The organism is Pseudomonas sp. IC_126, assembly GCF_004331835.1.
Lineage (GTDB): Bacteria > Pseudomonadota > Gammaproteobacteria > Pseudomonadales > Pseudomonadaceae > Stutzerimonas.
This window is the reverse complement of record NZ_SJSS01000002.1, coordinates 1,177,514-1,188,517: the sequence shown is the minus strand read 5'-3', so window position 1 is coordinate 1,188,517 and position 11,004 is coordinate 1,177,514. Positions and strand designations below refer to the sequence as shown.

The following is an 11,004-nucleotide window of genomic DNA, read 5'->3' as shown; positions in this document are numbered from 1 at the left end:
AGCGCAAGGCCCGAAGGTCCCCTGCTTTCTCCCGTAGGACGTATGCGGTATTAGCGTTCCTTTCGAAACGTTGTCCCCCACTACCAGGCAGATTCCTAGGCATTACTCACCCGTCCGCCGCTGAATCAGGGAGCAAGCTCCCTTCATCCGCTCGACTTGCATGTGTTAGGCCTGCCGCCAGCGTTCAATCTGAGCCATGATCAAACTCTTCAGTTCAATACTGCTTGGGTTTTGAGAAAACCCTAAACTTGGCTCAGCAATCGCAATCTCTTCTCAAGGTCACCCCAAAGAAGAGCACTCAATGATTTCTCGCTGAGTATTTGTGATGCTGATAATCTTGCTGACTACCAGTCTTACCTCACAAGCACCCACACGAATTGCTTGATTCAGTTGTTAAAGAGCGTTTCGATCAAGCCTTTCGTCTCAACCGAGGCCGCGCATTCTACAGCAGCCTTGTGTCTCGTCAAGCTGTTTTTGAAGAAGTTTTTCTTTCTTCTCAACCGCTTGCGCTTTCGATCAGCTAGAGCCTCTCGTCAGCGGGAGGCGAATTCTACAGCGTTCAAACCCGCTGTCAACCGCCTCGTGAAACCGCTTTCGATCAACCTGACCGAAGCCGCCAACAGGACTCAACCACCACCCTGCCAGCCCGGCGCATTCTACTCGAATTCGCCATCCGTGCAAGCCCTGAATTTCGCTAACTTCTTGATTTGCAAGAGGTTTCGCCTAGGCCCTGCGCCGGAGAAGGTGCGCATTATAGGCACTCAGAACGTCGTGTCAACGATTGCTTCAGCTTTATTTCGCGCTCGCTTTACCTTGAAGGCAACTGAGCTTCCTTTCGATGAGTGGTAAGCGCACCAGCAGCAGCGCAGCGGCAATCGCGGCGTAGATCGCCCAGCGGCCGGCGTCGGCGCGCACGACCCATAACATGTGCAGCAGCACAACCAGGAGCACCGGATAAACAATCCGATGCAGTTTCTTCCAGCGCTTGCCCAGCTTGCGCATGCTCCAACGGTTGGATGTAACAGCCAGTACAAGCAAGCCCAGCAACGCAATCGCGCCCACCGCCATATAGGGTCGATCAACCAGTTCGAGCGTGAAGCTTGTGAAGTCGAGCCCTAGCAGGAAATAGAGATAAGCCGTGAGATGCAGCACCGCGTAACTGAAAGACCACAGCCCAAGCTGGCGGCGAAATGCGATCCACCCTGACCAGGATGTGAGCCGTTGCAATGGCGTCATTGCGAGCGAGCACAGCAGCAAGACCAAAGCGCCCTGCCCCAGATTGTCCACCAGCACCTTGCCGGGATCAGGCCCCAATGCAGCAATAGCCCCCAGATAAAGCCAGTAGCAGGGCGCACTAGCCGCTGATAGAAACAGAAGCAGTCGCCACCATGGGTACCGCATTAGTAATCCTTACTCAGATCCATCCCAGCATAAAGGCTCGAAACCTCATCGCCGTAACCATTGAAAGGAAGTGTCGCTCGAACATTGGGACTGAACAGACTACCGGGCAACCGACGTTCCCGTGCCTGGGACCATCTGGGGTGGGAAACATCCGGATTGACGTTGGCGTAGAAGCCATACTCCTGAGGCGCCATGGTCTGCCAGGTCGTTGCTGGCTGTTCACGAACGAAGCTGATGCGCACAATGGATTTGATGCTCTTGAAGCCATATTTCCAAGGCACAACCAAACGAAGGGGTGCCCCATTCTGATTGGGCAGGATCCGACCGTACATACCGACCGCCATCAAACTTAGCGGATGCATCGCCTCGTCCATCCTCATAGCCTCGATATAGGGCCAGTCGATCAGTGAAAAGCCCGTACGCATCCCGGGCATCTGTTCGGGCCGAGCCAACGTCTCGAAGCGCACGTATTTTGCGTTGGAGGTCGGTTTCATGCGGCGGATCATGTCACCTAGGGGAAAGCCCAACCATGGGATGACCATCGACCACGCCTCGACACAGCGCAAACGATAGATGCGCTCTTCAAGCTGGGCCGAACCACACAGCCCCTCGACCGAGTAGCGCCCCGGATTCGCCACTTCGCCATCGACCAAGACGGTCCAGGGCTCGGTTACAAGCTTGGGCGCGTGCGCGGCGGGATCCCCCTTATCCGGGCCGAACTCATAGAAGTTGTTGTAGTGGGTCGCATCGCGATAGGGCGTGATGGCCTCACCCTCCGCAACGGAGGCCCCCCAATGAACCTGACCGAGTTTTGCGTCGAACCATGCAGGCGCATCGGCAGCGTCTACGCCGTCGTAGCGCCCTTGGTCCGCATGCACCGTCATCGGCAAACCGGCATAGGCAAAGGAAAACGCGGCACCTTTGAGTAGGTGCCGACGTTTAAGATAAAGCGTCTCGGGCGTTATATCGGTTTCGCGGCAGTCGCTACGACGAAATATCTTGATAAGCATGACATGCTCCGCTGCCTGAGCCTGGGCCATTCAATAGACAGCGGATCACTGAAGAAATCAACTTTCGACGCGCTTTCGACGACGCATCAGGAACTGCACAGGCCCCGAAACGGCATACGCAAGGAAGATCAAAAGCAGGATCCGTGGGGGGTCGCTGAATACCACCGCAAACACCAAGACCACCACCAGAATCGCCACGAACGGCACCCGACCTTTGAGATCGAGGTCCTTGAAGCTGTAGTACTTGATGTTGCTGACCATCAGCAGACCGGCCGCTGCGACCAGCAGAGCGAACAGCATCACCACGGCTATCGGCAAATCCACACCGCGAATACCGGGCTCATCCAACGCCCAGACCGCCCACACCGAGCCGGCGACGACACCAGCAGCTGCCGGACTGGCAAGACCGATAAACCAGCGTTTGTCAACTTTGCCGATCTGCGTATTGAAACGTGCGAGACGCAGCGCGGCGCACGCAACGTAAATGAAAGCAACAGTAAGCCCAACGTTGCCCAAACCCGAAAGTGCCCACTCATAGGCCAACACAGCGGGCGCCAGACCAAAGGCAACCATGTCGGATAGCGAATCGTACTCCGCACCAAATGCACTTTGAGTGTTGGTCAAACGCGCCACGCGGCCATCGAGACTGTCCAGCACCATCGCCACGAATACCGTAGCCGCAGCAACGTAAAAATTGCCGTTGATCGCGGCAATAATGCAGAAGAAGCCCGCGAATAAATTCGCCGTGGTGAACAGGTTGGGGAGCAGATAGATGCCACGATGACGGACCTTGCGGCCTTCGGAATCCTGAATTTCTTCGATGTGCTCGTCGATAGGCAGCAAGCTTTCCGGCTCGACTGACTTGTTCGGCTCTTCGGGATGCTCACTCATGCAGATTACCTACAGCAGGTTTGAATAATTTCGACAGACCCTGACATGACGGGTTCAGCCCGCCAGCAGCATCGTTTTATAACAGATACCAGCCGGCATAACGAAAGAACGCGGCCTAGGCCGCGTTCTTTTCAAGCAGAACCGTTATCAGTTCTTACTCTTGTCGACGATCTTGTTGGCAGCGATCCACGGCATCATCGAACGCAGCTTCTCGCCGACCACTTCGATGCCATGGGCAGCGTTGTTGCGACGGTAGGCAGTCATCGAAGGATAGTTGGCAGCACCTTCGGTGATAAACATCTTGGCGTACTCGCCATCCTGAATACGCTTGAGCGCATTGCGCATGGCGGCACGGGATTCGGCGTTGATGACTTCCGGACCAGTCACATACTCGCCGTATTCGGCGTTGTTGGAAATCGAGTAGTTCATGTTGGCGATACCGCCTTCGAACATCAAATCGACAATCAGCTTCAGCTCATGCAGGCATTCGAAATAGGCCATTTCCGGGGCATAGCCAGCTTCGACGAGAGTCTCGAAGCCAGCCTTGACCAATTCGACGCAACCACCGCAAAGAACCGCCTGCTCACCGAACAGATCGGTTTCAGTTTCGTCCTTGAAAGTGGTTTCGATGATGCCGGTACGTCCACCACCAACGCCGGAAGCGTAGGACAGCGCAACGTTCTTGGCATTACCGGAAGCATCCTGATAAATGGCGATGAGGTCCGGAATACCGCCGCCCTTGACGAATTCGGAACGCACGGTGTGACCGGGAGCCTTCGGCGCGATCATGATCACGTCCAAGTCAGCGCGAGGTACGACCTGGTTGTAGTGAATCGAGAAACCATGAGCGAACGCAAGGGTTGCGCCCTTCTTCAGGTTCGGCTCGATTTCGTCCTTATACAGACGACCCTGGAATTCGTCCGGGGTGAGGATCATCACGACGTCAGCGGCAGCAACCGCAGCGGCCACATTGTCAACTTTCAGACCATGGGCTTCAGCCTTGGCAACCGACGGCGAGCCGGCGCGCAGGCCGACAGTCACGTCGACACCGGAATCCTTCAGGTTGCAGGCATGCGCATGGCCCTGGGAGCCGTAGCCGATGATCGCGACCTTCTTGCCTTGAATGATGGAGAGGTCACAATCTTTGTCGTAGAAAACTTTCATGGAATTACCCCTGTTGCTGGCCATTCAGGCCATTCGATAAATCGTGTTAGATGCTCAGCACTTTGTCGCCGCGGGAGATCCCGGTGACGCCGCTGCGCACGACTTCCAGAATCGACGTGGTGCCGATGGCCTGGATGAAGCTGTCCAGCTTGTCGGTCGTGCCGGCGAGTTGGATGGTATAGACATTGGAGGTGACGTCGACGATCTGCCCACGGAAGATGTCAGTGGTACGTTTGACCTCGGCGCGCTGTGCACCGGTCGCCTTGACCTTGATCAGCATAAGCTCGCGCTCGATGTGCGCGCTCTCGGACAGGTCGACCAGCTTGACGACCTCGATCAACTTGTTGAGGTTCTTGGTGATCTGCTCGATCACTTCCTCATGACCTACGGTGGTCAGGGTCAACCGCGACAGCGTAGGGTCTTCGGTTGGCGCGACGGTCAGACTCTCGATGTTGTAGTTGCGCTGCGAGAACAGCCCGACCACACGAGACAAGGCGCCTGGTTCGTTTTCCATCAAAAGGGAAATAATGTGTCTCACGATCAAGTCCGCTCCGTCTTGCTGAGCCACATATCGCGCATCGCGCCGTCTTTGATTTGCATCGGATAGACGTGCTCGCTGGTATCAACGGCGATATCGAGGAACACCAGCCGATCTTTCATGGCGAAAGCCTCCTCCATCTTCGGCTTGAGATCCTTCAAGTCGGTGATGCGCATGCCCACATGCCCATAAGCCTCGGCCAGCTTGACGAAGTCAGGCAGCGACTCCATGTAGGAATGCGAATAACGGCTGCTGTACATCATGTCCTGCCACTGGCGGACCATGCCCAGCGCGCCATTGTTGAGGTTGATGATTTTCACTGGAAGGTCGTACTGCAGGCAGGTCGACAATTCCTGAATATTCATCTGGATGCTGCCTTCGCCAGTGACACAGGCGACGTCAGCTTCTGGGAAATTCAACTTGGCGCCCATCGCCGCTGGGAAACCGAAGCCCATGGTGCCGAGGCCGCCGGAGTTGAGCCAACGATTGGGCTTGTCGAACCGGTAGTACTGGGACGCGAACATCTGATGCTGGCCAACGTCAGAGGCTACATAGGCCTCGCCCTTGGTCACTTCGCATAGCATTTCGATAACGGCCTGCGGCTTGATGATAGTGCCGTCGCCCTTGTCATATGGGAATAGGCCGCGACTCCCGCGCCACTCCTCTATCTGCTTCCACCAACTCGCGATGGTCTCGGTATTCGGCGCCTGGCCGATCTCCTTGACGATAGCGACCATCTCGGTGAGCACACTGTCGACCGGTCCGACGATCGGAATGTCTGCCTTGATGGTCTTCGAGATGGAGGCCGGATCGATGTCGATGTGAATGATCTTGGCGTTCGGGCAGAATTTGGTCGCACCGTTGATCACGCGATCATCGAAACGCGCGCCGACCGCAAGAATCGCGTCGGAGTGATGCATTGCCAAGTTGGCGGTATAACTGCCGTGCATGCCGAGCATGCCGACGAACTGGCGGTCGCTACCCGGATAGCAACCAAGCCCCATCAAGGTGTTGGTTACTGGTAGGTTGAGCATCTTCGCCAGCTCGGTCAGCTGCGCTGAGGCGCCGCCCATGACCACGCCACCACCTGCGTAGATGATTGGCCGCTTGGCTGACAGGAGCAACTCCGCGGCCTTGCGGATCTGCCCCGAATGACCACGCAGCGCCGGGCTGTAAGAACGCAGCTTGGCTTTCTTCGGGTAAACGTATTCGAATTTTTCGGCCGGGTTGGTCATATCCTTCGGGATGTCGATGACGACCGGTCCAGGGCGGCCAGACTCTGCGAGATAAAACGCTTTTTTCATTACTTCGGGGATTTCCGAAGGATGCTTGATCATGAAGCTGTGCTTCACGATGGGCCGGGAGATACCGATCATGTCGGTTTCCTGGAAGGCGTCGGTGCCGACCATGGTGCTCGGCACCTGGCCGGAGATCACCACCATCGGGATCGAGTCCATATAGGCGGTGGCAATACCGGTGATGGCGTTGGTCGCGCCGGGGCCAGAGGTCACCAGCACCACGCCAGCTTTGCCGGTCGCGCGGGCGTAGCCATCGGCCATGTGCGTGGCGGCCTGTTCGTGGCGAACTAGAATGTGCGTGACTTCCTCTTCCTTGAACAGCGCATCGTAGATGTGCAGCAAGGCGCCGCCAGGATAGCCATAGATGTACTTAACGCCTTCGTCGCGCAAGAAGCGGACGACCATTTCAGCGCCTGATAAAAGTTCCACGTTGTTCACCTCTAAAACGCCAGATAGCCGCCCCGCGTTGGACCGGCCAGAAATTGGTTTACTGCCAGACAGCGCATGAGCGACGGTGGTCGCCGACTACGTCAGCTGCTGACTAGCGAGTATTCAGGAACGCCCCAAAGTGTTGCGGAGCCTTCCTTCCCAGCGCGAGGTAACGCGTTGCGGATGTTACAAGTCGGCGCGGGTGTGCACCTTCATGATTGCTGAAAGGCCCGTTTCACCGACCAATCAGAACAGTAAGCGTGGAATTGTTCGGATTAGACCTGTCCAAGTCAAGTCTACAGTTGGCCTTCCGGCTGTTTCAGCTGTGATCCAGCGCAGAATGAAGGCGCTCGGCTTTTGCGTATAGTACCGACCTGGTTCTGCATTCCACAGAAGGGATTAGCATGCGTTTGACGATTTTCGCTGGCGGTCTGCTGCTTGCCTTGAGCAGCAGCGTCATGGCCAGCCAGGTTTACAAGTGGGTGGATGCACAAGGCGTCACTCACTTTGGTGCGCAACCTCCGCAGGGCCAACCCGCCGAAGCGCTCAACACCGCTACTCCGCCACCCAGGCCAGCTCCAGCGGCACCTGCTACGTCGGAACCGTCGGCAGAATCGGAACAGCGCGAGATCGATCGCCAAGTAAAGAAACAGGTGGCCGAACAAGAAGCGGAGCGTCAACGCTACTGCACGTCGTTACGAACCAACCTGGCGCAGCTCCAGAACAATCCTCGAGTGCGCGTAGAAGAAGATGGGAAAATACGTCGGCTAAAGGAAGAAGAGCGTCAGGAACGCATTACCGAAACCAGCCAGAAAATCGCTGACACTTGCAACCAATGAACACAGCCAGCGCCAGCCTTCCGGCTGGCGCGCGTCACGCTTCGCCGCGACTGATCAACTCATCGAAGGTTTCGAGCGCCCTCAGCAGGCCGGCCATCTTATGCGGCTGGCGTTGATAGACCATCTCCGCCATCGCCAGGATGCCCGAAACCGTCGGTAGCGAATCATCGCGCTCCAGAATGTCCTTCATTCGCGGAAGAAAAATCCATTGCAGCCATTGCTCGAACGATAGCGTGTCGACGCAGAAAGGCTCCTGGCTCGCAAATGCCTGAGCGTCTGGTGGTGACGAAGCCCATAGCCCGCACACACGCAGCTCCCGCTCGATGAGCAGCAGTTGTTCAGCCAAATAGGGAACACGACTATCCATTACATCGTTACCTTGGCTCGCTCACGAGCCTGCGCGGCGCCTGCGGCATTACCCTGACGCTCGCGCGCTTGGGCGATCAACTCCCACAGGCTCGCCTGCAGCGCCGGACGGCCACTGGCATAGCTCAAGCCCCGCCGGGAAAGCTGCTCGGCCTGCACCGCATCACCCTGAGCCAGGCGCACCTGGGCCAGGCGGTAAAGCACCTGAGGTTCACGGGGCGCGATGCGCTGAGCGCGTTCTAGGCTGGAGGCCGCACCGTTCAAATCACCGCCCCCCTGTTGTTGCTGAGCCGTGGTCAGCAATGCCAGCACGGGCCCATCGAGTCGCTCATCGGCCGACAGCGTCCCACTATTGGACGGAATACCGGTGGGCACGGATTGGCTCGGCGTCGGAATCGGAGCCGGTTCCGGCGCCCTCCATTGCTCTGGTGCATCCGGTGCCGGCGCTACAGATCCAGAGAATGCGCTATCCGGAGCCGCGAACGTCTGCAGCGGTTCCGAATTCTGCTGCGGCACCATAACCGTGACGCCAGACTCTTGCGCAGCAGCAGGACTTGTCATTGCAGACGGAACAGCCGGACGCGAAGCCTGCCGCGCCGACACCTCCTCGGAAACCGGCGCGCCCGAGTCGACGACAGGTATCGCCCCTCGCTTAACCGTTGCGCAGCCTTGCACCAACACAGCGGCCATCACAACTATCATCCATTGCTTGCTCAACATTCGAACCTCTTGAAATTCACTCAGCTGGCCGATCAGGGTAACCAGCCACGAACCCAATCCATGACCGATTCGGTCGGCGCCTGGATTCCACAACCAGGGCCCGGCGCAGGCTCGCTACCGCGAATGTAGGGAATCTGTACGGCGTCAGGACAGTTTTCCAGCGTTCCCTCACCGGTTCGCGCATCTACCCAGGCCATCTCGACATTCTCAGGCAACGCGGCCTGCAGCGGCAGCGGATCGGCACGGCGCATGAAATCTGCCCATACCTGCAACGCTCCAGTGGCGCCGGTCAGCGACGTTTTGCCATTGTCATCACGCCCCAGCCAGACCACCGCAAGCAGGTCCTGACTGAACCCGGCGAACCAGCTATCGCGTGAATCGTTGGTGGTACCGGTCTTGCCCGCCAGCGTTAACGATCTCGGGACGTGATTGTATGCTGAGCGGCCCGTCCCCTCGCGCATGGCGCGCTGCATGGCGTACTGGGTCAGATAGATAGCGCCGGCATCGAAACGCTGTTCGATCTTGAATGGATAACGACTCAGCGGCTCTCCGTCGGCGGCCAAGACACTGCGAATACCTCGTAGCGGCGTATTGAAACCTCCGTTGGCCAGCGTCTGGTACATGTCTGCAACCTCAATAGGCCGCAGCCCGCCAGCGCCCAACAGCATCGAGGGATAGGCTGGCCAATCCGGTGAAGCGCCCAGTCGCTCCAGGGTCTTCAAGACATGAGGCACCCCTAGATCGAGACCAAGGCGCGCCGTCGATAGATTGTAGGAATTGGCCAGCGCCTGATAGAGATAAACGGTACCGTGCGCGGTGCGCCCGTAATTTTGCGGCTTCCATACCTGGCCATCAGCGCCCTTAACCGAAAAAGGTTCATCTTCCAGCAGGCTGGTCAGCGTGTACTGACTCGGCTTCTCCAGCGCCGCAAGGTAGATGGCCGGTTTGATCAGCGACCCGATGGGTCGCGACGCATCCAACGCACGATTGAAACCGGCGAACCCAGGCTGACGACCGCCGAGCATCGCCTGCAACTCCCCGGTTTCCGGGTTGGTCACGAGCATCGCCCCTTCGACGCCTTCGGCGGCCTTGCCGAGGCGTTTCAGCGTTTCGCTCATCGCCCTCTCGGCCTTCATCTGCAGAATCGGATCGAAGCTGGTGAAGACCCGCAGCCCCTCTTCCGTCAGGTCCTCGTCACGGTAATCCTCGCGCAGCTGGCGCTTGACCAGATCGAGGAATGCCGGATAGGAACTGTCCGCCAGGCTGCCCCGCTGCGTCACCCCGAGCGGAGCTTTCCGAGCTGCTTCGGCTTCTTCGGAAGTGAGTACCTGCTGCTCGGCCAGAAGGTCGAGGATAAGGTTGCGGCGCTCCAGCGCCCGTTCCGGATGGCGCCGCGGATTGTAGTAAGTCGGGCCCTTCACCATGCCGACCAACAGCGCGATGTGCTGAACCTTCAATTCGGCCAGTGGACGGCCGAAGAAGTATTGACTGGCCAGACCAAACCCGTGAATGGCTCGGCGACCGTCCTGTCCGAGAAACACCTCGTTGAGGTAGGCCTCGAGGATTTCGTTCTTGTCGTAATGCAACTCCAGCAACACGGCCATCATCGCTTCGGTGGCTTTGCGGCTGAGGCTGCGCTCGTTAGTCAGATAAAAGTTCTTGACCAGCTGCTGGGTGAGCGTGCTGCCACCCTGGCGCACTTCGCCGGCAGTCAGGTTAACCCAGACGGCGCGCACGATGGATTTGGGTGAAACACCAAAGTGATCGAAAAACTCCCGATCCTCGACCGCGACCAATGTTTCGACCAGATAGGGCGGCGCCTGGTCGAGCTGGATCAGGATGCGGTCTTCGTTGTGAGCCGGATAAAGCCCACCGATCGTTACGGGCTCGAGGCGGGCCACCGGCAGCTCGTCACCATTGGCGCGAGTGAGACCGGCGACGAAATCGCCAGAAAAACGCACACGGATGCGCTGCGACTCTTCGATCCCTTCATAAAACCGGAACCCGCGGGTGTGCATTTCCACGGTGCTTGCGGCAACCGACATACTGCCGGGACCGCTGACAGCCTTTTCGCGGCGATACCCCAGCGCATCGAGCTCCGTCAGGAAGTCATCCTTGGCGAGCTTTTGCCCAACGAACAATTCCAGCGGCCGTGCATAGACCGTCGCCGGAATGGTCCAGCGTTTGCCGGAGAATTTCTCCTGCACCACGGCATCGAGGTAAACGGCGACGCCGGCGAGTATCACCAGGGCCACGATAGATAGCTTGATTACCCAGCCCAGCCAGGGGCGAGACCCATTGGAACGGCGCTTGGTACGGGATCGAGAGGAGCGTGCTTTAGTCATGGC

At 58.0% G+C, this 11,004-nt stretch carries 10 protein-coding genes and 1 rRNA gene; 1 reads left to right on the top strand and 10 read right to left on the bottom strand.

What is annotated here, in order from left to right; all coding sequences use genetic code 11:
• The 7 genes from E0D86_RS10830 to E0D86_RS10795 all read right to left on the bottom strand — a co-directional run.
• A 16S ribosomal RNA gene (locus E0D86_RS10830) occupies window positions 1–216 on the bottom strand; the annotation flags it as partial.
• 576 nt (window positions 217–792) lie between these two features.
• Window positions 793–1,401, bottom strand: coding sequence for a protein-methionine-sulfoxide reductase heme-binding subunit MsrQ (gene msrQ / locus E0D86_RS10820; RefSeq protein ID WP_131649994.1), 609 nt, complete (start codon window positions 1,399–1,401; stop codon window positions 793–795).
• A complete protein-coding gene (gene msrP / locus E0D86_RS10815) occupies window positions 1,401–2,411 on the bottom strand; it encodes a protein-methionine-sulfoxide reductase catalytic subunit MsrP (RefSeq protein WP_131650051.1) in 1,011 nt (336 codons plus the stop codon). The genes msrQ and msrP overlap by 1 nt, the downstream gene beginning before the upstream one ends.
• A 57-nt stretch (window positions 2,412–2,468) precedes the next feature.
• The gene (gene pssA, locus E0D86_RS10810; RefSeq protein WP_131649993.1) at window positions 2,469–3,302 is read right to left on the bottom strand and encodes a CDP-diacylglycerol--serine O-phosphatidyltransferase; all 834 of its coding nucleotides are present in this window, start codon (window positions 3,300–3,302) and stop codon (window positions 2,469–2,471) included.
• 147 nt (window positions 3,303–3,449) lie between these two features.
• On the bottom strand, window positions 3,450–4,466 hold the full coding sequence (gene ilvC, locus E0D86_RS10805; RefSeq protein WP_131649992.1) for a ketol-acid reductoisomerase: 1,017 nt from the start codon (window positions 4,464–4,466) through the stop codon (window positions 3,450–3,452).
• 46 nt (window positions 4,467–4,512) lie between these two features.
• Window positions 4,513–5,004, bottom strand: a complete 492-nt coding sequence (gene ilvN, locus E0D86_RS10800; protein ID WP_131649991.1) for an acetolactate synthase small subunit — start codon at window positions 5,002–5,004, stop codon at window positions 4,513–4,515.
• 2 nt (window positions 5,005–5,006) lie between these two features.
• A complete protein-coding gene (locus E0D86_RS10795) occupies window positions 5,007–6,731 on the bottom strand; it encodes an acetolactate synthase 3 large subunit (protein ID WP_131649990.1) in 1,725 nt (574 codons plus the stop codon).
• A 404-nt stretch (window positions 6,732–7,135) separates the two neighbouring features.
• On the opposite strand from E0D86_RS10795, the gene E0D86_RS10790 reads away from it, so the two are divergent.
• Window positions 7,136–7,570 (top strand): DUF4124 domain-containing protein, encoded by a 435-nt coding sequence (locus E0D86_RS10790; protein WP_131649989.1) that lies wholly within the window; start codon window positions 7,136–7,138, stop codon window positions 7,568–7,570.
• A 34-nt stretch (window positions 7,571–7,604) separates the two neighbouring features.
• Here the strand turns inward: E0D86_RS10790 and E0D86_RS10785 are convergent, their stop codons facing one another.
• The 3 genes from E0D86_RS10785 to mrcB are packed head-to-tail and all read right to left on the bottom strand — an operon-like array spanning window position 7,605 to window position 11,001.
• A complete protein-coding gene (locus tag E0D86_RS10785; RefSeq protein WP_131649988.1) occupies window positions 7,605–7,937 on the bottom strand; it encodes a YqcC family protein in 333 nt (110 codons plus the stop codon).
• Entirely contained in the window at window positions 7,937–8,638 is a 702-nt protein-coding gene (locus E0D86_RS10780; protein WP_131650050.1) for a tetratricopeptide repeat protein, read from the bottom strand. The genes E0D86_RS10785 and E0D86_RS10780 overlap by 1 nt, the downstream gene beginning before the upstream one ends.
• Before the next feature lie 50 nt (window positions 8,639–8,688).
• Window positions 8,689–11,001 (bottom strand): penicillin-binding protein 1B, encoded by a 2,313-nt coding sequence (gene mrcB, locus E0D86_RS10775; protein WP_131649987.1) that lies wholly within the window; start codon window positions 10,999–11,001, stop codon window positions 8,689–8,691.
• Window positions 11,002–11,004: the final 3 nt, after the last annotated feature.

Bases quoted from the DNA above. Each gene is read 5' to 3' on its own strand.
- E0D86_RS10790 (WP_131649989.1), top strand. From the start codon at position 7,136: ATGCGTTTGACGATTTTCGCTGGCGGTCTGCTGCTTGCCTTGAGCAGC.
- pssA (WP_131649993.1), bottom strand. From the start codon at position 3,302: ATGAGTGAGCATCCCGAAGAGCCGAACAAGTCAGTCGAGCCGGAAAGC.
- ilvC (WP_131649992.1), bottom strand. From the start codon at position 4,466: ATGAAAGTTTTCTACGACAAAGATTGTGACCTCTCCATCATTCAAGGC.
- E0D86_RS10780 (WP_131650050.1), bottom strand. From the start codon at position 8,638: ATGATAGTTGTGATGGCCGCTGTGTTGGTGCAAGGCTGCGCAACGGTT.
- msrQ (WP_131649994.1), bottom strand. From the start codon at position 1,401: ATGCGGTACCCATGGTGGCGACTGCTTCTGTTTCTATCAGCGGCTAGT.
- msrP (WP_131650051.1), bottom strand. From the start codon at position 2,411: ATGCTTATCAAGATATTTCGTCGTAGCGACTGCCGCGAAACCGATATA.
- mrcB (WP_131649987.1), bottom strand. From the start codon at position 11,001: ATGACTAAAGCACGCTCCTCTCGATCCCGTACCAAGCGCCGTTCCAAT.
- E0D86_RS10785 (WP_131649988.1), bottom strand. From the start codon at position 7,937: ATGGATAGTCGTGTTCCCTATTTGGCTGAACAACTGCTGCTCATCGAG.